The organism is Roseivirga spongicola, assembly GCF_001592965.1.
GTDB lineage: Bacteria > Bacteroidota > Bacteroidia > Cytophagales > Cyclobacteriaceae > Roseivirga > Roseivirga spongicola.
Window position 1 is genome coordinate 70,956 of the sequence record NZ_LRPC01000012.1, and the last position, 24,408, is coordinate 95,363.

The window sequence follows — 24,408 nt, forward strand, 5'->3', positions numbered from 1 at the left end:
TTAGAAGTTTAGATTCAGAAAAATAGATGGGGTCCTGTCTAGTAATATAATATTACGGAAGAGATCTTCTGGTAACTGGGCGTTCGATCCATCACTAATAGCACGCTCAATCTCATCTCTTTTTAGCCTTTTGCTGTGAATGTTCATTCGGTTATACAAGTTGAGTATAGATAGGCCAATCTCACCTTTCATATACTCGTTACCAAATTTCAAGGCAACAGAAATATCCATTCGGTGATAGGCTGGTAGCCTCTCTACTGTTTTTAACGTGTTTACTACCTCGTAGTCAATTATCTGATTTTGGTTGTCTCTTATAAAGTTTATTGTGGGACTATAAAATGGTTTACCACTGCCATATACCCATGTAGCAGATAGATTCCAGTTTGGTAGCTCTAAGATGTTCACCAATTTGAGTTCATTGCGCTGATCTTCTCGCGCAGCAAAAAACTCATTGTTGTTTATTTCTTCAAACCTGTTTTGAGCCCTGCTATGTGTGTAAGAAATCCACCCTTGGTAGTTGCTCCAGCGCTTTTGAAGGAGCACGTCTATGCCTTCAATTTCGCTAGTTCCTTGTGTTATGTTAATGGAAGGCACTTGTTGCTGTTCGGCCGTATTATACAAGTGAGAGATGTTGTATTCAGTGAGGCCAGAAACGTTCTTTTTATAGTACTCAACATCAAAGGTCAGGTCATTCTTCTGATATTGAAAACCGGCTATGTAGTGGTCGGACTCCATTACCGGAAGACTACTTCTACCGTTCGGATCATTTCTGTCGTATGCTAAGTTCCAGCCGTTTTCACTATTAGAATAGGGGTCGTCATACACCTCTTCTCGCATAAATTGAAAATACTTTCCTGTGGTGGCTTTCAGTTCAAGCGAAGGGCTGAGTTGGTAAATAAGTGCCAATCGCTGACCAAAATAGCTGTTGTCACTAACGTTAGTAGTGTTGAATCTCCCGCCTATTTTTAGCTGTAGCTTTTTGCTCAACGAAATATTATCAGAGAAATATGCCGAAAGAATATTGCCCTTAGCACTTGGGTCTCTATTATCGGGAGTTGCTCCAGAAAGGTCTCTAATATTGTTTTGACTGAATACATTGATATTAGAAAATGTTAGGCCAACATTTAAGTTGTGTCTGCTGCCTAAGCTTACTTCGTTTCTAAAGTTTAACTGAAAGTCTTCAACGGAGTTATTTCTTTCTAATTCATAAAGCCCCGTGATGTCACCAGTGTCGGTTCTACGTTCATTATTGTAGAAATAATCGAAGAAATGGCGAGAGTATGCGGCTTGGAGGCTAGAATAATAGTTTCTGTTCCAGTTTCTGGACCATATAAAACCTACTCCTGTATTACCCCAGTCAGCTTTTTCTTTGTAGCTATCTATTTGATCGATTGTCGATGGATCGTTAGGGTCTTGAAAACTGACTATATCAAAGTCAGTGTCTAAGTCATCATTTCCCTTATAAAGGCTCAAGCTCATTACATCTCGTGTAGATACTTTGTAAGAAGCCTTTAGGTTTACATCGTAGAAATGAAAGTCAGGCCTTATAAAATCAGATTCATTCTGGCCATTGTTGAAGGCCTGTTGGTTAACCTGATTCGATTTATTACGATAGTTAGAATATAGGTTTTCAAAAAGATTACTTCGGATGATGTCAGTATAAGCTCGTCTTCCGCTTATATGAATTGCTCCTCTGCCACTTGCAAATGGAAGATTAGCACTGAGTCTAGCACTTAATAAGTTAATACCGAAAGAATAATGGGGTTCATTAAAGTTTCCTGTGGTACCTGTAATGTCTACAACTCCTGATACTCTTCCTCCATATTTAGCATCGTAGCCCCCTTTGTAGACTTGAATATCTCTTACGGCATCCGCATTAATAGCACTAAACACTCCAAAGAAATGGTCTAGTCGGTAAATGGTGAACCCATCAAAAAGTACAAGGTTGTGTGCCGAAGGGCTGTTTCTGATGGTAAGTGCCGAAGAGGTTTCATCTGCACCACCTATTCCAGGTAAGTACTGCAAAGATCGGAAAATGTCTAATTCCCCTAAGCTGGGAAGAGCTGATAAGTTTTTCGGGTCGATGGTGATTTGAGATATTTCATCTCCATACTTTACAGTGGTGAATTTGTTTTCAACCACAGTGAAATCAGAAAGGTCTATCGCACTTTCTTGCATCAAAATTCTCATGGTTTGTTTAGAACCACCCGGCTGTAGTTTAACCTCCTCTTTTTTATAACCTAAATAATTGACCACAATAGTGCTGGTGTCTGATGGTACCTGAGGGAGGGAAAAGTATCCGTCTTTGTTGGTGATTACGCCTTTGCTGAGTCCACTTACACTTACTAAAGCATTAGGAAGGCTTTCTCCTGTGTTGGCATCTTGTACTAGGCCGAATACAGTAATGTCAAAGAGGCTTGGTGTGTTTAGGTCTAGGTCTACATTCTTGGGGATTAGAATTATTTTATCATTCAGTAATTGATAGTCAATGCCCTTATTGGCCAGGATTTTATTCAGAAAGTCGGTTACTGGTCTATTAGAGAAGTCGCCACTTACTGTAGTTCCAGTAATTAAGGCATCATCATAAGCAATTTTCAGGTCGTACTTGTTCTTAAGAATACGCAGTACTTTGGCTAAAGAAGCATTGTCGAAACTTTCTGAAATAACAATGGAATTGATGTCTTGAGCCAGACTGATTTGGCTGAAAATCAACAAGCATATAAAGCACTTGACTAACCGCACTACTCAACTATTACTTGATTGCCTTCGGTTTGAATAGATAACCCCATTGGTACGAAAACAAGTTGTAAGGCTTCTTTCATATTGGTTTTACTAAAAAAACCAGAGTAAAAGCGTTGGCCTATTTCCGACTTTACTTCAATCTCTATCTCGAATTGTCTTTCTAGCTCTTCTATCACGTTGTTCAATGGTTCGCTGTTAAAATAGAAGTTACCCTCTCTCCAGGTAGCAGTTTGGTTTAGGTTGAACTCACTGACAGCTAACTCTCCTTCTATAAGTTGAGCTTCTTCTTCTTTCTCGATAATTACACTGTTGCCTCTCGATTCTACCTGAACCTTACCTGTAAATACGGAAACCTTCAGTTGGTTAGATCTACTATAGACATTAAAAGAGGTGCCCAACACAGTAATGTGCGAATGATTACCTAAGACCTTGAAGGCTTCTCCATGTTCAACATCAAAGAATGCCTCTCCCGAAAGAGTAACCCATCTGTTTTTCTCAAAATCTTTCTCTTTGAAAGAGAGTGTGCTTCCTGCGTTTAGGGTCACAGTTGAATTATCGGGCAGTACAATAGTGGCGAGCTCGCCATCTGAAGCTGTATAGGTTGTTAGCTTTTCTCCTTTATTGAGGTAGCCAAAGACCGCTACTAGGGCTATGATAGCCGCAGCTACTAACCAGAGCCATGGAGTTTTTTTAGTACCGTTCGGTTGTAGGACTCTGAGATTATCTGATGGCTTTGACTCTATTTTGGCGATTAGATCACTCCATGCTTCCTCTTTACTCTTGCCAAAATCAGGCACTTTTAATCTCTCAGTGAATTCAATGACTTCCTCCACCTGAAGTTTCTCTTCAGTAGATAACTCTTTATCGAGCCAGTCTTGTATGAGTTGGTCTTTTTTCACTGTTCTAAAATAGCTTAAATTTTATACTTAATGTGCTCTCTAATATGGCCTAAAGCTCCATGCATTCTTTTTTCTACTGCTTTAACACTCAGCCCTAGCCGGTCAGCAATTTCCTTATAGGTCATTTCTTCAATGCGATTCATCAAGAATACCTCTCTTTGTTTTTCTGGCATGGCCGAAATAACCCTTTCAAGTTCAGCTTTGAACTCTTTCTCTTCTAAGGCAAATTCGGGTGATTGCTCTTCTTGGTGCTTATTCTGTTTCTCAGCAAATGTCAACACTACCTTGTCATGCCTGATTTTATTAAGCAACATGTTATTGGCAATGGTATAAAGATAGCTTTTGACAGTTTCTTGCTGTACATCGTCTCGCTTATCCCATAGCTTCATGAAAACATCTTGGGTAATGTCTTCCGCTAAATCACCGTCACCAGACTTGTAGTACAAGAAGTTCTTGATTGGGGAGTAGTACTGATCAAAAATGCTCTTAAATTCAGAAAGAGTCATGCAAGGTTAAAGCTTTGGCTAAAGATAAAGAAAAATAGATTTTTTGGGAATTCTCTAGGCTTGAGAGCTATGATGAAAAATTTATTAAAATATTTTCGCCTACCTATTTGCATTAATGAAAACTGGGGTTACCTTTGCACTCCCATTACGACAAAAGCAGCTAAAAACTGCGAAAAAGTCAGGAAATGGGCGCTTAGCTCAGTTGGTTCAGAGCACCTCGTTTACACCGAGGGGGTCGGGGGTTCGAATCCCTCAGCGCCCACACAAAAAAAGCCAGTTCAAAAGATCTGGCTTTTTTTATGCTCTATAATTTGGTGTTTGTTTCCCTAGGCATAACTTCATTCTTGTTATGCACACGCTTTATATTCTTTATTCAAAGGGCCTCGATCGATACTATGTCGGTGAAACTGAGGATTTCGATGTTAGATTAGAACAATATAATACAGGTTATTTCAAAGACTCATCAACATCAAATGCCAGTGATTGGGAAGAATATTTAACTGCATTTTGTCAAGATAGGTCTTATGCTAGGAGGGTTGAAATGTTCATCAAGAGGCAGAAGAACCGCGTTTTTGTAGAGTCTTTGAGGGGTGATAGTCAAAAGCTAGGTTCGATTATTAAGAGGTTTATGTAGGTCGGTGGTTCGCCCCGAAGCCTCGGGGCCCTCAGCGCCCACACAAAAAAAGCCAGTTCAAAAGATCTGGCTTTTTTTATGCTCTATAATTTGGTGTTTGTTTCCCTAGGCATAACTTCATTCTTGTTATGCACACGCTTTATATTCTTTATTCAAAGGGCCTCGATCGATACTATGTCGGTGAAACTGAGGATTTCGATGTTAGATTAGAACAACATAATACAGGTTATTTCAAAACCTCATCAACATCAAATGCCAGTGATTGGGAAGAATATTTAACTGCAGTTTGTCAAGATGGGTCTCATGCTAGGAGGGTTGAAATGTTTATCAAGAGGCAGAAGAGCCGCGTTTTTATAGAGTCTTTGAGGGGTGATAGTCAAAAGCTAAGCTCAATTATTGAGAGGTTTATGTAGGTCGGTGGTTCGCCCCGAAGCCTCGGGGCCCTCAGCGCCCACATAAAAAAGCCAGTTCGAAAGATCTGGCTTTTTTTATGACCTATAATTTGGTGTTTGTTTCCCTAGGCATATCTTCATTCTTGTTATGCACACGCTTTATATTCTTTATTCAAAGGGGCTCGATCGATACTATGCCGGTGAAACTGAGGATTTCAATGTTAGATTAGAACAACATAATGCAGGTTATTTCAAAAAATCATCAACATCAAATGCCAATGATTGGGAAGAATATTTAACTGCAGTTTGCCAAGATAGGTCTCATGCTAGGAGGGTTGAAATGTTCATCAAGAGGCAGAAGAGCCGCGTTTTTATAGAGTCTTTGAGGGGTGATAGTCAAAAACTAAGCTCAATTATTGAGAGGTTTGTGTAGGTCGGTGGTTTGCCCCGAAGCCTCGGGGCCCTCAGCGCCCACACAAAAAAGCCAGATCGAATGATCTGGCTTTTTTTGTGCCCTATAATTTGGTGTTTGTTTCCCTAGGTATAACTTCATTCTTGTTATGCACACGCTTTATATTCTTTATTCAAAGGGCCTCGATCGATATTACGTTGGTGAAACTGAGGATTTCAATGTTAGATTAGAACAACATAATACAGGTTATTTCAAAAACTCATCAACATCAAATGCCAGTTATTGGGAAGAATATTTAACTGCAGTTTGTCAAGGTAGGTCTCATGCTAGGAGGGTTGAATTGTTTATCAAGAGGCAGAAGAGCCACGTTTTTATAGAGTCTTTGAGGGGTGATAGTCAAAAACTAAGCTCAATTATTGAGAGGTTTATGTAGGTCGGTGGTTCGCCCCGAAGCCTCGGGGCCCTCAGCGCCCACACAGAAAAGCCAGTTCGGAAGATCTGGCTTTTTTTATGCCCTATAATTTGGTGTCGAGATTTTTGGCGATAACTACTAATACTTTTCAGGTACTATGAATTTCCTATTTAAGGGAGTCAATTATAAAAAGGCAAGTGGTTCAGGGGTTCGCCCCGAGATTCTCTTTAGTTTAAAACTGAAAAATATGGGTATCAAAAAGCCCTTCCATAGAAAGGGCTTCCAATATAAATCTATCACACTGAACTCAGGAAGCTCAGTTAATTACTCCTCAGGAATTTGATTGAGTACAGTTTGGTGTTCTTCTGAGTTTACATCTCCAGAAATAACTAAGGTTCCTTTTAAGCCGCCTTTAGATTCTAACGAATAAAGTGTCGATTCGTCTCCAGGATTGGTCATCCCGTCAAACCTATACTTCTTGATAATCTTAAGGTCGGTAGGCTTAAACTTTTGCTTAGACGCCAAAGCATTTACTCCATCTTCCGTTAATTCAAATTGTTCTTTATATCCTCTCTCATTTAATGTAGCCATTACCTGAGATAGTGTTTCTTCATTTGTTTTCATCATATTTATGAAACGGAGCAGTTCGCTGAATGTTTATTCAAAAGGCTGTTCAATCTGTCTGAATATCTATTTTCGTAGGTCTTTTTATGAAGCTGAGTATTATAATTCCCACACTCAATGAGGCTGCCATTATTGGCAAACAAATACAATCGATAGCCCAAAAAGCCAATACAAAAGACATTGAGATTATTGTGGCCGATGCGTATAGTGAAGACGACACAGCCGATATAGCTAGGGAGGCTGGTGCTAGTGTGGTTTTGGTAGATCGATGCTGCAGAGCTCGTCAAATGAATGAAGGAGCTAAGGTGGCTACGGGCGATGTTTTTTACTTTGTTCATGCAGACCTAACCTTGCCTGATGGTTTTTTCGATGATATACTGGAAGGAGTCGCTGCTAAACGGTCTTACGGTTGCTATCAGGTAGCATTTGACAGGCCTGTAAAGGGGCTTCAGTTTAACAGTAGTTTATCCAAATATCAGGGGATATTTTTTAGAGGAGGAGATCAGACCCTCTATATGACCAAGGCATTCTTTAGTAAGATTGGAGGTTTTGATAATGACATAGTCATAATGGAAGACTATGAGATTCTTCTTCGCGCTAGTCGTTACGAGAAAATAAATATTATGCATGCAAAGGTTATTATCTCAGCAAGGAAGATGGAGCAAAATAATTATTTCAGAACCAATTTGGTTAATGTGCTGGTTTTCAGTCTCTTCTTTCTTGGCGCTTCTCAGAATACCCTTGTTCGTATTTATCAGAGGTTTGTGAAAGGTGCAAAGTACAGAGAGATCGAATAGAATTTTTTTAATAAAAGTTGTCTTCGAAGCTGTTTTAGTAAAACATCATTTTGCATCTTTAGTACAGTCACGACAGGTAGGGCGTATGATTTTGTAGAGGTCGGGCTATTCAACCAAATCTTCTGCTATGAACGTTCTACTGAGTTACCCAATTTTCCCAACAAGTTTCTGGTCTTTTGAAAAAGCCGTACAAGGTATTGGCAAGAAAGCATTTATGCCGCCTCTGAGCCTTGTTACTGTTGCAGCTCTGCTTCCACAAGAATGGAATTTCAGACTTAGGGATAGAAACATTGAGCCTGTTACTGAAGATGACTGGGAGTGGGCCGATATGGTAATGCTTTCTGGTATGATTGCCCAGAAGGAGGACTACATGGCACAAATACAAGAAGCCAAGAGAAGGGACTTGCCTGTAGTTGTTGGCGGCCCTTATGCCACTTCCCTTCCGAATGATATGCTAGCTGCTGGTGCAGATTTTTTAGTTCTAGATGAAGGTGAGTATACCATAAACCTATTTGTAGAGGCCCTTAAAAGGGGTGAAACTTCAGGCATATTTAGGTCGAAAGATAAGCCTGACGTGACTTTGAGTCCAGTGCCTAGGTACGACTTGTTGCAGCTAGACGCTTACTTCTTAATGGCGATTCAATATTCGAGAGGCTGCCCTTTCCAATGCGAGTTTTGCGACATCATTATTCTATATGGAAGAAAGCCTAGGACGAAAACTTTTAGCCAGGTAGAAAAAGAGCTAGACGTCTTATTCGACCTAGGTTGGAGGGGAGGAATCTTCTTTGTAGATGACAACTTCATTGGAAATAAACGAACCGTGAAGCCATTCCTTGAGAACCTTATCGAGTGGCAGACTAATAAGGGGTATCCATTCAGCTTTACCACGGAGGCTTCCATAGATATGGCTCAAGACGATCGTCTTTTGGAGCTTATGGCCTTGAGTAAATTCTCTACTGTATTTATAGGTATTGAAACGCCAGATACGGATAGCTTGAAGCTTACTATGAAGCATCAGAATAACAGAAAGCCAATGAACGAGTCGCTGGAAAAGATTGCGAAATCTGGGCTCAGAATTATGGCGGGCTTCATTATTGGTTTCGATGATGAGAAAAAAGGTGCTGGAGAACGAGTGTTCCAATTTGCAACAGAGAATGCTATTCCTGGGGTAACATTCAGTATGCTACAGGCTTTACCGGGAACAGCTTTGTGGGATCGCTTGAAGGCAAGTGGTAGACTGTTGGATGACGCTAACCTGAATCAAACCACGTTGCTCAACTTTGTGCCTACGCGACCTATCGAAGAAATTGCTGAGGAGTACGTAAATGCATTCTGGAAACTCTATGACCCGAAAGTTTACTTAAAACGAGTGTTTGATCACTTTATGCTGGTTGGGCAAGCCAAGGTTCACCAAGACCCTGAATTAAGAAAGAAACTTGCGAACCAACATAAAACGGACTTCGATCTTAAAGGAGTTTTGTTCGGTCTGAAAATGCTTGCTAAGCTAGGCTTTGTTAGAAGTACACGCTTCGTTTTCTGGAAATACCTCTACTTAATGTTTAAGAAGAACCCTGGTGGAATTGGCAACTTCTTGTCATTCGCTGCATTTATGGAGCATTTCCTTCCATATCGTAAAATGGTGAAGAAAGAGATTCAAGAAGCGTTACAGGCCAGAATCGATGGAAAAGTGAAGGTGTTAGATACCAACATTGAGCTATCGGATGAGCTCACAGAAGGAGTAGAGTGGTATAAGGCGAGTTAATTATTTCAGTATATCTAGCAATTTTTTAGGGTCTTGTCTGTTGTCCCAGAATGCAATAATTATGATTCTGCCTTCTTTGACCTTATAGAATAGACTATAATGATTCATTGCTGCAACTCTGACTTCTGGTAAAGAGGTTTGTGGGTGTTCAAGAGGGAAAGAAGCAACAAGTGTAAGTCTCTGATCTATTTTGTCGAGAAGCTTATTAGAAAATCGATTTGAGTGTGTGCGTTTATTCCAAAAAGAAAGTACCTCTCGAAGCTGTTTGCTGGCTGTCTGTGTCCAGATTATTGTGTTTTGAGCCATTCGCGTTCTTGATCGAATAGTTCTTTATGAGGGATGGTCTGTCCGCTCTCTAAGTCTTGCAGAGACATTTCTATCATCAGCATTTGCTCTTTGGTGAGCTCAATTTGTTTCTCGTCAGAAAAGGTGCTGAGTAGCTTGTCTACGGCATTAAGTATATCCTTATCACTTACTGCCATGAGCTTAGTGATAAGTGTATTTCGAAGGTTTTCAACAGTTGCCATGCTTAAAATTAGAAAACGATTTGATTAGTACTTAGTTGCAAACCCAAAAAAAGCAGTCTTCCCAAACTGCCTACTCTTAATTTATAATCTCTAATTACACATTAATTCCAAAAGCAGGTTGTATTACTTGATCTAGGAATCGAGTAGTTATGCCTGTCAATGAGATAAGAGTATTATGTAGTTTTATCTCGTCAATAAATTAAAACACACACAAATGGAATATCAATCTTTAGAGGTTATTGCTAGCCTCAAAAAACAAATCAATGACGACAAGATCTTTGCTCAAGCACTTGTTCTATCGCTAAAGACAGCAAAAGAGAATGCTACAGGTGGTAAACTCAATGCAGACCTTTATGATGCATTGAATAAGTTGTATGACGACAATGCTTGGCCAACAACATCTGACGATTACCTCAGGTATCTCAAGACTTTTGCTGAAGTGGTTCCTTCAGAAAACCAAGTGCCTGGCTATACAGCCTGGAATAATAACGATCAACAAAACGGCTATAGCCAACAGGTATATGATAGGCTGTGTCAGTTTTATTGGTTGGTAGATCAAGGTCCTAAAGTAGATGGTGCAAAAGTTACTTTGCAGGATTACAAGAGTAAAATCAACGATTTTAGCTTTGCTGAATGGTTAGATCAGTATGCCGATGCTTGGGGAAGCTTCTTGAATACAACGGCCTCCATGACTCCTGAAACGCTCAAGTCTTTTGAAGATGACGTGATGTACAATCTTCCAGACTACTCAGACGATAAGCCTAATTGGACTACATTCAATAAGTTCTTCTTCAGACAACTGAATTCAATTGAGCCTAATTTACAACCTATGCGTCCGGTTGCGGCACCTGATGATAATACCATTATCAGCTCGCCAGCAGACTGTACGTTTAAGGCGATATACAATATTGATGATCAGGGTAATGTAGTTGAGCCGTTGTCCAATGCGGAAGGTATTACCTTGAAGCATACGCATACCATTGGTACTGTACAGCAATTGCTGAATGACAGTCCATTGGCTGAGCGTTTTTACGGAGGCACCTTTGTTCACTACTTTTTGAATCCGTTTGATTATCACCGTTTTCATGTGCCTGTAGCTGGTAAAGTGGTAGATTCTCAAAAAGTGCATGGCAATGTTTTCTTGAATGTTGAGATTACAGATAACCAATTTGATGCTCCTGATGGTGCTGGTGACGGCTATGAGTTTACTCAGGCCAGAGGAGTTATTATCGTGGATACTGCTGGTAGTGATGCTGGCGATGTAGGCTTAGTTGCTACTATTCCAATTGGAATGGCGCAGGTGTCTTCTGTGCACATGGAATTGCAAAACGGTGCTTTGGTAAACAAAGGGGATGAGTTTGGCTATTTTGCTTTCGGTGGGTCCGATATCATTATGGTGTTCGAACGCCCACAAGAGGCCTTAAGGTTTGTAAAGCATTGGGACAACCGACAAGTGAATGCTACAGACGAGCAAAAGCAGATTGCTCCGTTCCACTTTAAATATGGACAGCCTTCAGTGATTTTTAAATAGACTGGGATATAATAGAACTTGAGAGGTGGCTTCCAGAAGCCACTTCTCAAGTTTCTCTTTTCTAACCGAGTGAAGCCAATTTCTCTTCTAAGACCTTAATCTTAGATTCGGCATCGGCCTGCTTCTTCTTCTCATTGGCCACTACTTGCTCAGGAGCTCCATTGACGAACTTTTCGTTGCTCAGCTTTTTCATTACGCTGTTGAGGAAGCCTTTGGTGTACTCCAATTCCTTAGTGATTTCCTCCTTTTCAGCCTCTACATCTATTGAACCTTCAGGTAGTGGTAGGTAGAATTCATCCGATTTGATTACAAAACTCAATGAGTTGTCAATCTTTTCTTCAGTGAATTTCAGTTCTCCAATGTTACAAAGCTTTTTAATGGTGCCTGCAAATCTTTGATAAGCCTCCTGCTCGTTCGCTTTAATGTATAGATCAAGAGAGTCTTTTGGCGAAATGCCTTTGCTACTTCTGGCGTTTCTGATTTGTGAGATCAGTTCAAAAGCCACTTCAGCATTCTTTGTTAGTCCTGAATCGGTACTTCCAACTACTGGCCAAGAAGAAACAATGATGTCATCACCTTCCGCTCTGTCTCTCATTTCAGACCAAATTTCTTCCGATATAAATGGCATGAAAGGATGTAATACCTTCATGATCTTCTCGAAGAAGTTGAGCGTTACTTCATAAGTTGCTGGATCGATTGGTTCACCATAGTTTGGCTTAATCATTTCTAGGTACCAAGAACAGAAGTCGTTCCAGATGAGCTTATAGGTAGCCATTAGTGCATCTGAAATTCTAAACTTGCTGAAATGGTCTTCAATCTCAGCCAATGTCTCATTAAATCTAGAGTCGAACCACTGAATAGCTATTGTATTCTCACCTGGAGTTGAGTTGCCGCTAACTTCCCAGCCCTTAACCAGACGGAAGGCATTCCAAATTTTGTTGGCAAAGTTTCTTCCTTGTTCTACTAGTTTCTCATCGTACAACAAGTCATTTCCGGCAGGAGAAGAGAATAACATTCCCGTTCTAATGGCATCTGCTCCATAGTCTTTAATCAAGTCCAACGGATCAGGTGAGTTGCCCAATGACTTAGACATTTTTCTTCTCTGCTTATCGCGAACAATACCCGTTAGGTATACGTGCTTAAATGGTTTTTCACCAGTGTATTCATAACCAGCAATAATCATTCTGGCTACCCAGAAGAAAAGAATCTCAGGAGCAGTTACTAATACCGAAGTAGGGTAGAAGTAGTCCAAGTCTGCATTCTTTCCTTTGATGATTTTGCCCGTTTCTTTGTCCCAGCAGTCGTCATTGAAGCCATCGAAAACAGACATAGGGAATAACCATGATGAAGCCCATGTGTCTAGTACATCTTCATCTTGGTGTAAATCTGCTTCAGTTAAGTTTTGGTTGCCAGACTTTTCTTTGGCCAATTGAATGGCTTCTTCTAAGCTTTCTGCAACTACGAAGTCATCATCACCTTTACCATAGAAGTAAGCTGGAATTCTTTGCCCCCACCACAGCTGACGAGAAATACACCAGTCGCGTACATTTTCCATCCAGTGGTTGTAGGTGTTCTTGAATTTCGATGGAAGTAACTCTACTTCGTCATTCATTACCACTTCATGGGCTGTTTTGGAAATATCTTTCATGTTGATGAACCACTGAAGCGAAAGCTTCGGCTCAATCACTGTATTAGTTCTTTCAGAACGACCGATTTTGGTAGTGAACTCCTCAAAGCCCATCATAATACCTGCTTCATCTAGGTCTTTGATAATCTGCTTACGAACAGCAAAGCGCTCCATTCCAATATAGGCTTCAACTCCGCACTTTTCATTCAATGTGCCATCAAGATTGATGGTGTCGATTACCTCAAGGTTGTGTCTCTGACCAATTTCGTAGTCATTCGGGTCGTGTGCAGGCGTAACTTTCAGGCAACCAGTTCCGAATTCAATGTCTACATAGTCATCGCCAATAATCGGAATCTCACGATTTACGAAAGGAACAATAGCCATCTTACCGATGAGGTGCTTAAAGCGCTCATCTTTTGGGTTAACGGCAATACCAGTGTCACCCATAATGGTCTCAGGGCGCTGTGTTGCTATAACTAGCGTCTCGTCTGAGTCCTTTATCTTATATTGAACTTTATAGAGTTTTGAAGTTTCTTCTTTATCGGCATAGATTACCTCTTCGTTTGAAACCGTGGTTTGGGCTTCAACATCCCAGTTTACCATTCTCCATCCACGGTAGATGTAGCCCTTTTTGTAAAGGTCAACAAATACCCGAATTACCGACTTATAATAAGCATCGTCCATGGTGAACGCAGTGCGATCCCAGTCACAAGATGCTCCTAATTTCTTAAGCTGCTCAAGGATAATTCCACCATACTTTTCTTTCCATTCCCATGAGTATTTCATGAACTCATCGCGAGAAAGGTCCGATTTCTTGATTCCCTTTTCGCGAAGCATTCTCACCACTTTAGCTTCAGTGGCAATCGATGCGTGGTCGGTACCCGGAACCCAAAGGGCTTCCTTGCCTTCCATTCTGGCTTTACGAATAAGAATATCCTGAATGGTGTTGTTGAGCATGTGGCCCATGTGCAATACACCCGTCACGTTTGGAGGCGGAATGACTATTGTGAATGGCTCTTTTTCCGGATTGACTTTGGCTTTGAAATAGCCTTTATCCATCCAATGCTGATACCATTTGTCTTCTACCTTTTGCGATTCGTATTTACTTGAAAGTGACATAAAAGTGTACTACTTAAAATTGAGGTGCAAAAATAGAGTATTAAGTCGGAAGACGGAAGATGGAAGACGGAAGATTCGTCTGTTTAAGGTTTATTGTTTTAAGTTCTATGTTTTTACCCCTAAATCCCCTGAAGGGGACTTTTGTTAATCTGGGGAACAGGCTTTATCTCTCACCCTTTAGGGCCGGGGTCAAATCCGAGTTAGAACATTGAACTTAAAACTATGAACTAATCCTAATTCTCCAATTCGTAGGATAGTAGTTATTCACTCTTTGCTGAATGCGATTGGCCCAACCAAGTCCGAGTCCTTTGTAAGTGATCAGGTTCCAGCCGTTGGGCATCGATTCAAAGTCGAAACTCTCTTTGCGCAGGTAGTTTAAGGTCTCTTCAAGGTTGAGCTCGAAGGTTGAGGCTTTTTCTAAATTTAATTCGGTTGAAAAGGCCAAAGCTTCATTAGGTATGAGTTTTTTGCCTTTTAGTCTGCCAATGTTAATACCTTCTGAAATGATGTAGAGGTTAGAGTTGATGTCATGAATCACCTCTTTCCAATGATTCGGCAAGGCTATGAACAAGTCGTTGTGTTTGATGAAATCGAACTTTTCTGGGTTCATGAGCCAAGGTTTAATGCTGTCAATCTCTTGTCTCGAAGCGAAGTTCATCGGCTTCTTCTGCTTTCTAAGTTTTTTCTCACGCCCTTCCGTTTTTCTAACTGCGGCAATAAAGAGACCTTCACCTTTTACTTTGTGTGGGTAGGCATGAAAGCCCTTAATGCCGTTCGTTTCTGTTTCGGTAAAGCCCCAGTCATTATTAAGGTTAATAGAAATACCTTCGGCATCTAGTTGCTCATTTAACCATTGAAGATTTTCTTCATTTTCTAGCGAATTGTAGGTACAGGTGGAATAAATCAACACACCTCCCGGTTTTATGGCTGGCCAAATATCGGCCAGAATACGTTGCTGACGAGTTGCACAAAGCTTGACTGCTTCAGGGCTCCACTCGTTCATAGCCTCGGGTTCTCTGCGGAAAAGTCCTTCTCCCGAACAGGGTGCATCCACCACGATTACATCGAATTGTATGTTCAGCCTATCAAAATGTGAAGGATCATTATTGGTGATTACTGTATTAGGCAAGCCCCACTTGGTGATGTTTTCGGAAAGGATATTCGCTCTGCTTTTAATGACTTCATTGGAAACCAATAGGCTGCCTTCGCTCAACAAGCTTTGAATGTGGGTGCTCTTTCCTCCTGGAGCAGCGCAGAGGTCAAGCGCAAAAATGTCTTCCTCTAAATCTACCGCCTGTTTCAAAACCTCCTCCAATACCATGGAGCTTGCTTCCTGTACATAATAGGCTCCGGCATGAAACGCAGAATCTAGGGTGAATGATGGACGCTCTGACAAATAAATACCATTGTCAGCCCAAGGGATTTTTTCACCACCTAACTTACTAGAATAACTTTTTAATGGATTGAAGCGAATGCTGGTTGGAGAATCAGTGTCAAGGGACTGAAAGAAAGCTTCGGCTTCAGAAGGAAGTAGTTCTTGGATTTTGGATTGAAATTCTGCTGGAATCATTTAAATCTTGTAAGCCGTTGTGTGAAGGTTTTCTGAAAGTACAAAAGAACTTTGAACCTGACCTAAATTGGCAATAGTAGAAAGCTTGGTAAGCACAAATGTTTCATATACCTCCATACTTCGCACCACTACTTTTAGCAGGAAATCGTAGTTGCCAGCAATATGGTAGCACTCCATTACCTCAGGGTATTGTTCTACCTCGTTTACAAACTTTTCAAGATAAGACCGTGAATGTTTTGTAAGGCTGATGGATATGAAAGCAATAAGTCGTAAGCCAAGTTTTTTGTTGTCGACTAGGGCCACATATTTCTTAATCAGTCCCTCTCTTTCCAGTCGCTTCACTCGCTCAAAAACGGGAGTAGTGGAGAGGTTCAACTGATCGGCCAAAGCCTTGGTGGTAATTCGAGCATCGCCCTGAAGTACTTCTAATATCTTAATGTCAACAGCGTCTAGCTTAAGCATAGAATATTATTCTAGTTCAAGCTCAAATTTAGCAAAAGAAAATGTGTTTATTCTTTTTTGTATATGATTTGTAGAATGATAGTCTGTTTATGAGAACAATGATGGGGGAATAATACAGCAGGTTCAACTTCTACATAGATTTGTAATAGTGTATTGAAGTATGAGTTGGGGATTCCTGCCTTCGGAGGGATGACAAGTACTCGGAACAGCATCAATTAACCTATGGAAGAATTATTAGAAAAGTTTGAGAATAAGCGGCCTGAGATTGTTTTTGAATGGCAAGATCAGGAAACTGAGGCAGAGGGTTGGGTAGTGATCAACTCCTTACGAGGAGGTGCTGCTGGTGGCGGAACCCGGATGAGAAAAGGCTTGAATAAGCGAGAAGTAGAATCGCTCGCCAAAACGATGGAAGTGAAATTTACTGTGTCTGGTCCTCCGATAGGTGGTGCTAAATCGGGTATCAATTTCGACCCAAACGACCCTAGGAAAGAGGGAGTGCTCCGCAGATGGTTTACTGCTGTAAGCCCATTGTTGAAGTTCTACTATGGTACTGGTGGTGATTTGAATGTAGATGAGGTACACGAGGTAATCTCGATGACCGAAGAAGCTGGAATCTGGCATCCTCAGGAAGGTGTTTTCAACGGCCACTTTAAGCCCAATGAGGCTTCAAAAATCAATAGAATCGGTCAGCTAAGAAATGGCGTGGTTAAAGTGATTGAAAATCCATTTTTTTCTCCTGACGTGAACCGCAAGTACAAGATTGCGGATATGATCACAGGTTATGGTGTGGCAGAGGCAATTCATCATTACTACGATATCTGGGGTGGCGATTATAAAACTAAGAGAGCAGTAATTCAAGGCTGGGGAAATGTAGGTGCAGCAGCCGGATTCTATCTAGCACAAATGGGTGTTTCGGTTGTCGGAATTATCGATAGAGAAGGTGGTGTCTTGAAGCAAGAGGGTTTCACTTTCGAAGAAATTCGCGACTTATTCCTCAATAGAAAAGGAAATCAACTAGTAGCTGATGATATGGTTCCTTATGACGAGATCAACGAACAGATTTGGGATTTAGACTTCGAGATATTTGTGCCAGCGGCTGCCTCTAGGCTAATCACTAGAGAGCAGGTCGATCGCATGATTAAGACGAATTTAGAAGTAGTGTCATGTGGAGCCAATGTTCCATTCAATGACCCTGAAATCTTCTTTGGAGAGACAGGTTTGTATGCAGATAGTAACCTTTCTGTCTTGCCTGATTTCATAGCGAACTGTGGAATGGCGCGCGTTTTTGCGTATCTTATGCAGAGAGGTGTGGCGCTTACCGATGAGGCAATTTTTGCCGATACTTCTGAGGTAATTGCCAAAGCCTTGAAGAACGTACACGATATTTCAAATGACCGTACAGGAATATCAAAAAGAGCGTTAGGCTACTCACTTGAGCAGCTGGTTTGAGCTGAGCCCCCTCTCGGTCCCCCCCAAGGGGGAGATGATTCCTTCAGCTCTTTGAAAGGATCATAGGAGTGAGGAGTCGCAGAAAGAGTAAAGTGAAAATTAATAAAAGGTAAGCTATGCCATTTTATCATCGCCTAGGAAAAATACCGCACAAGCGGCACACCACTTTCAAAAAACCTGATGGTGGTTACTATTACGAGCAACTTTTTGGCACCATTGGTTTCGATGGTATGTCGTCTTTGCTATACCATAATCACAGACCTACACAGGTTAAAGAGGTGCTGAAGTCGTACGATGTGTCACCAAAAATTGCGGTCGATAAGAACATGCTTTCGCTCGGAATTAAGGGGTTCGATGTAAAGCCAAAAGAAGACTTTTTAGATAGCAGAACAGCTGTTTTGGTCAACAATGATTGCGAAATTGTATTGGCTGCCCCTAAGAAATCGCTTAGAGAATACTTCTACAAAAATGCCGATTGTGATGAATTGCTATTCGTACATGAAGGAAGCGGAACTTTAAGAACGCTTTTGGGGAATATTCCATTCTCTTATGGAGATTATCTACTCATTCCTCGTGGAATGATTTATCAGATAGATTTCGATACCGAAGCGAATCGACTGTTTATTGTTGAGTCGCACCGACCCATGTATACCCCGAAAAGGTATCGTAACTGGTTTGGTCAGCATTTGGAGCATTCTCCTTTCTGTGAGCGCGATTTTAGAGCACCATCTGAACTAGAAACGCATGACAAGAAAGGTGACTTTGTCGTGAAGGTGAAAAAGGAGGGGATGATTCATGAGTACGTTTATGCTTCGCACCCTTTCGATGTAGTAGGTTGGGATGGCTATAATTTTCCGTACGCATTCAGTATTCATGATTTTGAGCCAATAACTGGTCGTGTGCATCAGCCGCCACCAGTACACCAAACTTTCGAGACCGATGCGTTCGTGGTTTGCTCTTTCGTGCCAAGGCTTTATGATTATCATCCAGAGGCAGTGCCTGCTCCATACAATCACAGCAATATCGATTCTGATGAAGTGCTGTACTATGTAGATGGAGACTTTATGAGCCGCAATAATATTGAACGTGGTATGATTACGCTGCATCCAGCTGGTATACCTCATGGGCCACATCCGGGAGCCATGGAGCGCAGTCTGGGTAAAAAGTTAACGGAAGAGTTGGCGGTAATGGTGGATACTTTCAAACCGCTGAAAGTAACGGAAGCAGCCATGCAAATGCTTAATAAAGATTACCACAAATCGTGGTTGGAATAGTTGAAGGTTCAAGGTGAGCCCCTAAATCCCCTGAAGGGGGCTTTAGTTCATCATTGACGTAACTTCATCTTTCACCCTCCCGATGTTTCGGGAAGGGTTGGGATAAAAACCTTAAAGCTTAGAGCATAAAACTAGTCGTAGTATTCGTGCCAACAGACCAAAAGAAAAGTAAAACAGTAAACTAAAGAATATGGCAACAGAGAACGTAACCTATTCAGGAGAGAAAATATTTAAAGATGCGCAGGATTTTCTGCCCATTAACGGAACAGACTATGTAGAACTATATGTGGGGAATGCCAAGCAGTCGGCTCACTTCTACAAAACCGCATTTGGCTTTCAGTCGGTGGCCTATGCTGGACTGGAGACAGGTGTTAAGGATCGCGTGTCTTATGTGCTTCAGCAAGATAAAATCAGGTTGGTCTTGACTTCACCGCTGAAGCAAGATGGCGATATCAATGCACACATTAATAAACATGGTGACGGTGTAAAAGTAGTAGCCCTTTGGGTAGAAGATGCTACAAAAGCCTGGGAAGAAACTACTAGTAGAGGTGCTAAGTCTTACTTCGAACCAACAGTGGAGGAAGATGAATACGGAAAAGTGGTTCGTTCAGGAATTCACACTTATGGCGAAACAGTTCACGTGTTTGTGGAGCGCAAAGAATACAAAGGTGCTTTTTTACCTGGATTCAAAGAATGGAAATCAGACTATAACCCTTCAGAGGTTGGCTTGCGCTATATCGATCACATGGTTGGAAATGTAGGCTGGGGCGAAATGAACAAATGGTGTGAGTTCTACGCGAAGGTGATGGGCTTCACGCAATTGGTTTCATTTGACGATAAGGATATTTCTACGGAATACACTGCTTTAATGAGTAAGGTAATGAGCAATGGTTCTGGAAGAATCAAATTCCCGATTAACGAACCAGCAGAAGGTAGAAAGAAGTCGCAGATCGAAGAATACATCGATTTTTATAATGGGGCAGGGGTTCAGCATATCGCTGTGGCCACTAATAATATCCTAGAAACTGTAGCTCAGCTAAGGGAGAGAGGTGTTGAGTTTCTTCGAGTTCCTGAAGTGTATTATGACGATGTGCTTGACCGTGTGGGTGAGATTGATGAAGACCTTGAGCCTTTGAAGGAATTGAACATCTTAATCGATAGGGATGATGAAGGCTATTTGCTGCAGATTTTCACCAAACCTGTTTTGGACAGACCAACTATGTTCTTTGAGATAATTCAAAGAAAAGGGGCTCAGTCTTTCGGTAAAGGAAATTTTAAAGCGCTTTTTGAAGCGATTGAAAGAGAGCAAGAGGCAAGACAAACACTGTAGCAAGTTTAATTTAGAACGTCATTCCCGTGAAAACGGGAATCTCTCAGGTTATTTGGAGATCCCCGCCTGCGCGAGGATGACGAAAAAGAATAAAATATGATCAAAGCAAACGATCCAAAACTTAAAAGTTGGGTAGAAGTACCTGCAAATTCAGACTTTTCAATACAGAATATACCATTCGGTATTTTCAAAACAGATAGCCTAGGGCCAAGAGCCGCTACCGCTATTGGTACGCAAGTACTCGACCTAATGGTGCTTGAGCAGAATGGTTATTTCGAAGGACTAGATTTGCCTGAGAACATTTTCGCTCAGCCAACTTTGAATGCCTTCATGGAATTGGGTAAAGCCAAAACTAGAGCGGTAAGAAACAAAATATCCGACCTATTAGAAGAAGGAAATACCGAGCTGAAGAATAATGCAGAGGTATTAAAAGAAGCCTTCTTTGAACAGTCTGAAGTAGAAATGTGTATGCCTATTCAGGTGCCCAACTACACAGACTTCTATTCTTCGGAACAACACGCATTCAATGTGGGGACTATGTTCCGTGGACCAGAGAATGCACTAATGCCTAATTGGAAACATATTCCGGTGGGTTATCATGGTCGTGCTTCGTCTATTGTGGTTTCAGGTACTGACTTTCATCGTCCAAAAGGACAAACGAAAGCCGATGATGCTGATATGCCGTCTTTCGGGCCTTGCCGATTGCTCGATTTCGAATTAGAGATGGGCTTTATTACCTGTAAGGAGAATCCGCTAGGTCAACCAGTAAGTACTGCCGAAGCTGATGAATACATTTTCGGTTTTGTGCTGCTTAATGACTGGTCGGCTAGAGATATTCAGAAATGGGAATACGTGCCGTTGGGTCCATTCTTGGCCAAGAATTTTGCCTCGCATGTTTCTCCATGGATTGTTACCATGGACGCACTTGAGCCATTTACAGTTACTGGTCCAGTCCAAGACCCAGAAGTATTGCCATACCTAAAATATGAAGGGGATAAACACTTTGACGTGAAGCTTCAGGTGGGTATTCAGCCGGAAGGAGTTGAGGAAACAGTGGTTTCTAACTCCAATTTTAAGTACATGTATTGGAATGTGAAGCAGCAGCTGGCACATCATACAGTCAATGGTTGTAACATGCAGGTGGGCGATCTTTATGGTTCGGGTACTATTTCAGGGCCAACCAAACCAGAGTTTGGTTCCATGTTGGAAATCACTTGGAGAGGAAGTGAGCCAGTAAAAATGGCTGATGGAACGGAACGCAAGTTTATTCAAGATGGTGATACCGTAATTATGAGAGGTCACGCTGAAAAGGACGGTGTTCGGGTGGGCTTTGGTGAGGTAACTGCCAAAGTTTTACCAGCCAAGTAATTGGTTAGATTGTTCATATCTGCAATTGTTGTCGGCTGGCGGATAATCTATTTCATCTGGAAATGAAATACTGCGTATTGCTTTTGAAACATTGATAGATATGAACAGTTCTAAATCCAAAACAATCATCACCTGGGTGTTACGTGTAGTGCCGGCACTCATTATGCTTCAAACCTTATACTTTAAGTTCACGGGTGCAGAAGAGTCGGTCTATATTTTTACTCAAATAGGAATGGAGCCATGGGGTCGATATTTGGTAGGGACCACTGAGTTGATTGCTGGCATTCTTCTATTTACGAGATGGTACGGACTTGGGGCGCTTATTGGCATTGGAGCCATGGCTGGTGCTGTATTTTTCCACCTAACTAGCTTAGGAATTGAGGTGCAAGGCGATGGTGGTTACTTATTCGCTTTAGCACTTACAGTATTAATTAGTTGTGCGGTTCTAGTAATTTTGAACTTCAACGACATAAAAACTAAACTACTTTCAATCATCAAATGATTATAGATCCGAAAGAGATTTCTCAACCACAACTTCACGGTTATATGCTGGGGGTTATAGGGCCTCGGCCAATTGCCTTTGCCAGCACAGTAGATGCTCAAGGCAATGTAAACTTGGCTCCTTATAGCTTTTTTAATGTGTTTAGCTCTAACCCGGGTACACTTATTCTTTCTCCTGCATTACCGCGAGACAAGGCCAAAAAGCATACCCTGACCAACGCTATGGAAACGGGTGAGATTGTCATCAATATAGTGAGCTATCCAATTGTCGAGCAGATGTCTTTGGCAAGCACAGCATATCCGAAAGGTGTAAATGAGTTCGTGAAGTCGGGGCTTACAGAGGAAAAATCTCAATTGGTGAAACCTCCTTATGTGAAAGAAGCCATTGCAGCTTTTGAGTGTAAGGTGAAAGAAGTAGTGCATATGGGTGATGAACCTGGTGCCGGAAACCTGATTATTTGCGAGGTTGTTTTGGCTCATTTGAAAGAAGAGGTGTTAGGTGAGGATGGAATGCCCGACCCTTTCAAAGCAGATTTGGTAGGTAGAATGGGAGGCGACTGGTACTGTCGAGCAAATGGTGATGCTATTTTTAAGTTGCCTAAGCCAAACAGAAACTTGGGGATTGGTGTTGACATGATACCGGATGCAATCCGTAATAGTTCAGTGCTTACTGGCAACAACTTGGGTAGATTAGGGAATATTGAAAAACTACCAGGAGTTGATGCCGTAGAGGCATTTTCTCAGACTGATGAAATAGTTGAAATACGGCAACGTTTTTCTGATGACCGAGCGGGTTTTGTAGATGCATTACATACCTTAGCGCAGAAATTTTTAGAAAATAATCAGCTGGAGAATGCGTGGTTAGCACTTCTTCAAACACCTAAAAAACCTACAAAATGAAAAAACTCTTAATTGTATGCATGTTGATGACCATCGGTTTTGGTGCGTCAGCTCAGTTCACTCTTGGACCAAGAGTGGCTATTACCTCAACTAATCTAGATATCAGAGAAAATGTAGCAGATGTAAAATCGGGAGACGCTGAATTCGGTTTTCAGTACGGTGCATTTGCCAGAGTGAAAGTGCCTATTGTTGGCTTATATGTTCAACCTGAATTACTTTTTAGTAAAACTGAATCTACGGTGACTACAAATACCAGTACTGTAGATTTAAGCTTTAATAGAGTAGATGTCCCTGTTATGATTGGTGGTAAGCTTGGACCATTGAGAATAAATGCCGGTCCATCATTCAGCTTTTTGACTAGTGCTGAAAGTGATGTTGCAGGAACCGTAACGGATATCAAAGACAATTACAGCGATACTACTGTTGGTTTTCAAGCTGGGATAGGCGTTGACTTCTTAAAGTTTGTTATCGACTTAAAGTATGAAGGCTCTCTTAGTGAGAGATTTGGAGAGTCTATTACTGCTGGTGGCGCTACTTTCTCTACTGATGAGAGGCCAAGCCAGTTGCTATTGGCAGTGGGTTTCAAATTATTCTAATCAGATATAGAAATTTTATACATGAAAAAGCCTCGGAGAGAAATCTCTGAGGCTTTTTAGATTAAAGTAGAATTACATCAAAACCCTTCCTGAATCAAGTCGAAATTGATTACAGAACCAACTACAGTTCCTGAAGATACTGCGATTGAAACGGCTCGCATGTTAGATGCGTCTCCACAGGCATAAACACCCGGTACCGTTGTCATTTGTTTGGGATCTACCTCTATAAGTCCATGTTCTCCTATTTCGCAACCTAGACTTTGAGCTATATTAGTGTTTAGCTCGAACTCAGGACCATGATATAGTGCACTGATTGTGTGACTACTGCCGTCTCTTAAAATGATTTTGGAGATCTGCCCATTTTCATGAACAACAGATTGGATCTCTGTTTCAATAATGTTGATATTATTGCGGTTGATGGCCTCCAATTGTTCAACTGGTAAATCAAGCTTGCCATTCGAGAAAATAGTCAGCTCTTTGGTGAGGTTGGAAATGAGTTGAGCATAATGGAAGGCTTTCTCTCCATTAGCTAGTATACCTGTTGGTTGCCCATGAAACTCATAACCGTGGCAGTATGGACAATGTATGACCGATTTTCCCCAGCATTCGGCAACTCCAGGAATATCGGGTAGAATGTCTTTAATGCCAGCAGCTAATACAAGCCTCTTGCTGCTAAAAGAGCCTTGATCTGTTTCTACAGTAAAACCTTCAGGTGTTTTATCGACACTCAAGGCCATGCCATCCAAAAACTCTACCGTTTTGTATTGTTGAACTTGCTCCTTTGCAATTGCGCTGATTTCGGAAGGTTTTCTTCCATCGTGAGTAAGGAAGTTTTGTGAATGAGGGGTGAAGCGATTACATGGCTGACCAGCATCAATAACTAGTGTTTTTCTCAATGACCTACCAAGCGTCAACGCTGCTGAAAGCCCTGCATAACTTCCACCTATAATAATTACCTCATAGTTCTTCATACC

Annotated in this window: 24 protein-coding genes and 1 tRNA gene; 15 read left to right on the top strand and 10 right to left on the bottom strand. The window is 41.3% G+C overall.

Translation table 11 applies throughout. The features are described from left to right. Genes AWW68_RS08115 through AWW68_RS08125 form a run of 3 tightly spaced genes read right to left on the bottom strand, consistent with a single transcriptional unit; the run spans position 1 to position 4,147 of the window. Positions 1-2,742: a TonB-dependent receptor domain-containing protein gene (locus tag AWW68_RS08115; protein WP_084375627.1), complete on the bottom strand. Its 2,742-nt coding sequence runs from the start codon at positions 2,740-2,742 to the stop codon at positions 1-3. Next, a complete protein-coding gene (locus tag AWW68_RS08120) occupies positions 2,742-3,641 on the bottom strand; it encodes a FecR family protein (RefSeq protein WP_068219221.1) in 900 nt (299 codons plus the stop codon). Before AWW68_RS08120 ends, AWW68_RS08115 begins: the two co-directional genes overlap by 1 nt. Before the next feature lie 14 nt (positions 3,642-3,655). Beyond that, positions 3,656-4,147 carry an RNA polymerase sigma-70 factor gene (locus AWW68_RS08125; RefSeq protein WP_068219224.1) on the bottom strand — a complete coding sequence of 164 codons (492 nt, stop codon included), beginning with the start codon at positions 4,145-4,147 and terminating at the stop codon, positions 3,656-3,658. A gap of 187 nt (positions 4,148-4,334) precedes the next feature. Between AWW68_RS08125 and AWW68_RS08130 the strand changes: the two genes are divergently transcribed. The 5 genes from AWW68_RS08130 (at position 4,335) to AWW68_RS20460 (ending at position 6,018) form a co-directional block, all read left to right on the top strand. After that, positions 4,335-4,409: transfer RNA gene (locus AWW68_RS08130), tRNA-Val, on the top strand. A gap of 87 nt (positions 4,410-4,496) precedes the next feature. Further along, complete coding sequence (locus AWW68_RS20445; RefSeq protein WP_068219227.1) at positions 4,497-4,781, top strand: GIY-YIG nuclease family protein; 285 nt, start codon at positions 4,497-4,499, stop codon at positions 4,779-4,781. Between the two features lie 128 nt (positions 4,782-4,909). Further along, on the top strand, positions 4,910-5,194 hold the full coding sequence (locus AWW68_RS20450; RefSeq protein ID WP_068219230.1) for a GIY-YIG nuclease family protein: 285 nt from the start codon (positions 4,910-4,912) through the stop codon (positions 5,192-5,194). 127 nt (positions 5,195-5,321) lie between these two features. Next, a complete protein-coding gene (locus AWW68_RS20455; RefSeq protein WP_068219233.1) occupies positions 5,322-5,606 on the top strand; it encodes a GIY-YIG nuclease family protein in 285 nt (94 codons plus the stop codon). A 127-nt stretch (positions 5,607-5,733) separates the two neighbouring features. Beyond that, the gene (locus AWW68_RS20460) at positions 5,734-6,018 is read left to right on the top strand and encodes a GIY-YIG nuclease family protein (protein ID WP_068219235.1); all 285 of its coding nucleotides are present in this window, start codon (positions 5,734-5,736) and stop codon (positions 6,016-6,018) included. A gap of 303 nt (positions 6,019-6,321) precedes the next feature. Here AWW68_RS20460 and AWW68_RS08155 read toward each other — a convergent pair whose 3' ends face one another. After that, positions 6,322-6,624, bottom strand: coding sequence for a hypothetical protein (locus tag AWW68_RS08155; RefSeq protein WP_068219238.1), 303 nt, complete (start codon positions 6,622-6,624; stop codon positions 6,322-6,324). 83 nt (positions 6,625-6,707) lie between these two features. On the opposite strand from AWW68_RS08155, the gene AWW68_RS08160 reads away from it, so the two are divergent. Further along, on the top strand, positions 6,708-7,418 hold the full coding sequence (locus AWW68_RS08160; protein ID WP_068219240.1) for a TIGR04283 family arsenosugar biosynthesis glycosyltransferase: 711 nt from the start codon (positions 6,708-6,710) through the stop codon (positions 7,416-7,418). A 127-nt stretch (positions 7,419-7,545) separates the two neighbouring features. Further along, positions 7,546-9,180, top strand: a complete 1,635-nt coding sequence (locus AWW68_RS08165) for a B12-binding domain-containing radical SAM protein (protein WP_068219241.1) — start codon at positions 7,546-7,548, stop codon at positions 9,178-9,180. Here the strand turns inward: AWW68_RS08165 and AWW68_RS08170 are convergent, their stop codons facing one another. Continuing rightward, a complete protein-coding gene (locus AWW68_RS08170; protein WP_068219247.1) occupies positions 9,181-9,486 on the bottom strand; it encodes a type II toxin-antitoxin system RelE/ParE family toxin in 306 nt (101 codons plus the stop codon). Next, positions 9,468-9,707 (bottom strand): hypothetical protein, encoded by a 240-nt coding sequence (locus tag AWW68_RS08175; RefSeq protein WP_068219249.1) that lies wholly within the window; start codon positions 9,705-9,707, stop codon positions 9,468-9,470. Before AWW68_RS08175 ends, AWW68_RS08170 begins: the two co-directional genes overlap by 19 nt. A 214-nt stretch (positions 9,708-9,921) precedes the next feature. On the opposite strand from AWW68_RS08175, the gene AWW68_RS08180 reads away from it, so the two are divergent. Continuing rightward, positions 9,922-11,238 carry a phosphatidylserine decarboxylase gene (locus tag AWW68_RS08180; RefSeq protein ID WP_068219251.1) on the top strand — a complete coding sequence of 439 codons (1,317 nt, stop codon included), beginning with the start codon at positions 9,922-9,924 and terminating at the stop codon, positions 11,236-11,238. Between the two features lie 61 nt (positions 11,239-11,299). Here AWW68_RS08180 and AWW68_RS08185 read toward each other — a convergent pair whose 3' ends face one another. The 3 genes from AWW68_RS08185 to AWW68_RS08195 all read right to left on the bottom strand — a co-directional run bounded on the left by AWW68_RS08185 (position 11,300) and on the right by AWW68_RS08195 (position 16,016). After that, on the bottom strand, positions 11,300-13,984 hold the full coding sequence (locus AWW68_RS08185; RefSeq protein ID WP_068219254.1) for a valine--tRNA ligase: 2,685 nt from the start codon (positions 13,982-13,984) through the stop codon (positions 11,300-11,302). Between the two features lie 220 nt (positions 13,985-14,204). Further along, positions 14,205-15,554, bottom strand: a complete 1,350-nt coding sequence (locus tag AWW68_RS08190; RefSeq protein ID WP_068219255.1) for a methyltransferase RsmF C-terminal domain-like protein — start codon at positions 15,552-15,554, stop codon at positions 14,205-14,207. After that, positions 15,555-16,016: an Lrp/AsnC family transcriptional regulator gene (locus AWW68_RS08195; protein ID WP_068219256.1), complete on the bottom strand. Its 462-nt coding sequence runs from the start codon at positions 16,014-16,016 to the stop codon at positions 15,555-15,557. 222 nt (positions 16,017-16,238) lie between these two features. Between AWW68_RS08195 and AWW68_RS08200 the strand changes: the two genes are divergently transcribed. The 7 genes from AWW68_RS08200 (at position 16,239) to AWW68_RS08230 (ending at position 23,434) form a co-directional block, all read left to right on the top strand. Further along, entirely contained in the window at positions 16,239-17,465 is a 1,227-nt protein-coding gene (locus AWW68_RS08200; protein ID WP_068219257.1) for a Glu/Leu/Phe/Val dehydrogenase dimerization domain-containing protein, read from the top strand. 116 nt (positions 17,466-17,581) lie between these two features. Continuing rightward, positions 17,582-18,739, top strand: coding sequence for a homogentisate 1,2-dioxygenase (locus AWW68_RS08205; protein WP_068219258.1), 1,158 nt, complete (start codon positions 17,582-17,584; stop codon positions 18,737-18,739). 190 nt (positions 18,740-18,929) lie between these two features. Continuing rightward, the gene (gene hppD, locus AWW68_RS08210) at positions 18,930-20,069 is read left to right on the top strand and encodes a 4-hydroxyphenylpyruvate dioxygenase (protein ID WP_068219259.1); all 1,140 of its coding nucleotides are present in this window, start codon (positions 18,930-18,932) and stop codon (positions 20,067-20,069) included. A 96-nt stretch (positions 20,070-20,165) separates the two neighbouring features. Then, entirely contained in the window at positions 20,166-21,437 is a 1,272-nt protein-coding gene (gene fahA / locus AWW68_RS08215) for a fumarylacetoacetase (protein ID WP_068219260.1), read from the top strand. A gap of 100 nt (positions 21,438-21,537) precedes the next feature. After that, complete coding sequence (locus AWW68_RS08220; RefSeq protein ID WP_068219262.1) at positions 21,538-21,939, top strand: DoxX family protein; 402 nt, start codon at positions 21,538-21,540, stop codon at positions 21,937-21,939. Beyond that, the gene (locus AWW68_RS08225; protein WP_068219264.1) at positions 21,936-22,838 is read left to right on the top strand and encodes a flavin reductase family protein; all 903 of its coding nucleotides are present in this window, start codon (positions 21,936-21,938) and stop codon (positions 22,836-22,838) included. Before AWW68_RS08220 ends, AWW68_RS08225 begins: the two co-directional genes overlap by 4 nt. Next, a complete protein-coding gene (locus AWW68_RS08230) occupies positions 22,835-23,434 on the top strand; it encodes an outer membrane beta-barrel protein (protein WP_068219273.1) in 600 nt (199 codons plus the stop codon). Before AWW68_RS08225 ends, AWW68_RS08230 begins: the two co-directional genes overlap by 4 nt. Before the next feature lie 77 nt (positions 23,435-23,511). Here the strand turns inward: AWW68_RS08230 and AWW68_RS08235 are convergent, their stop codons facing one another. Then, complete coding sequence (locus AWW68_RS08235) at positions 23,512-24,405, bottom strand: NAD(P)/FAD-dependent oxidoreductase (RefSeq protein WP_068220769.1); 894 nt, start codon at positions 24,403-24,405, stop codon at positions 23,512-23,514. Positions 24,406-24,408: the final 3 nt, after the last annotated feature.

Coding starts and splice junctions, on each gene's coding strand:
- AWW68_RS08205 (WP_068219258.1), top strand. CDS start 17,582: ATGCCATTTTATCATCGCCTAGGAAAAATACCGCACAAGCGGCACACC.
- AWW68_RS20450 (WP_068219230.1), top strand. CDS start 4,910: ATGCACACGCTTTATATTCTTTATTCAAAGGGCCTCGATCGATACTAT.
- AWW68_RS20445 (WP_068219227.1), top strand. CDS start 4,497: ATGCACACGCTTTATATTCTTTATTCAAAGGGCCTCGATCGATACTAT.
- AWW68_RS08155 (WP_068219238.1), bottom strand. CDS start 6,624: ATGATGAAAACAAATGAAGAAACACTATCTCAGGTAATGGCTACATTA.
- AWW68_RS20460 (WP_068219235.1), top strand. CDS start 5,734: ATGCACACGCTTTATATTCTTTATTCAAAGGGCCTCGATCGATATTAC.
- AWW68_RS08160 (WP_068219240.1), top strand. CDS start 6,708: ATGAAGCTGAGTATTATAATTCCCACACTCAATGAGGCTGCCATTATT.
- hppD (WP_068219259.1), top strand. CDS start 18,930: ATGGCAACAGAGAACGTAACCTATTCAGGAGAGAAAATATTTAAAGAT.
- AWW68_RS08235 (WP_068220769.1), bottom strand. CDS start 24,405: ATGAAGAACTATGAGGTAATTATTATAGGTGGAAGTTATGCAGGGCTT.
- fahA (WP_068219260.1), top strand. CDS start 20,166: ATGATCAAAGCAAACGATCCAAAACTTAAAAGTTGGGTAGAAGTACCT.
- AWW68_RS08200 (WP_068219257.1), top strand. CDS start 16,239: ATGGAAGAATTATTAGAAAAGTTTGAGAATAAGCGGCCTGAGATTGTT.
- AWW68_RS08180 (WP_068219251.1), top strand. CDS start 9,922: ATGGAATATCAATCTTTAGAGGTTATTGCTAGCCTCAAAAAACAAATC.
- AWW68_RS08195 (WP_068219256.1), bottom strand. CDS start 16,016: ATGCTTAAGCTAGACGCTGTTGACATTAAGATATTAGAAGTACTTCAG.
- AWW68_RS08170 (WP_068219247.1), bottom strand. CDS start 9,486: ATGGCTCAAAACACAATAATCTGGACACAGACAGCCAGCAAACAGCTT.
- AWW68_RS08230 (WP_068219273.1), top strand. CDS start 22,835: ATGAAAAAACTCTTAATTGTATGCATGTTGATGACCATCGGTTTTGGT.
- AWW68_RS20455 (WP_068219233.1), top strand. CDS start 5,322: ATGCACACGCTTTATATTCTTTATTCAAAGGGGCTCGATCGATACTAT.
- AWW68_RS08225 (WP_068219264.1), top strand. CDS start 21,936: ATGATTATAGATCCGAAAGAGATTTCTCAACCACAACTTCACGGTTAT.
- AWW68_RS08220 (WP_068219262.1), top strand. CDS start 21,538: ATGAACAGTTCTAAATCCAAAACAATCATCACCTGGGTGTTACGTGTA.
- AWW68_RS08175 (WP_068219249.1), bottom strand. CDS start 9,707: ATGGCAACTGTTGAAAACCTTCGAAATACACTTATCACTAAGCTCATG.
- AWW68_RS08185 (WP_068219254.1), bottom strand. CDS start 13,984: ATGTCACTTTCAAGTAAATACGAATCGCAAAAGGTAGAAGACAAATGG.
- AWW68_RS08165 (WP_068219241.1), top strand. CDS start 7,546: ATGAACGTTCTACTGAGTTACCCAATTTTCCCAACAAGTTTCTGGTCT.
- AWW68_RS08190 (WP_068219255.1), bottom strand. CDS start 15,554: ATGATTCCAGCAGAATTTCAATCCAAAATCCAAGAACTACTTCCTTCT.
- AWW68_RS08125 (WP_068219224.1), bottom strand. CDS start 4,147: ATGACTCTTTCTGAATTTAAGAGCATTTTTGATCAGTACTACTCCCCA.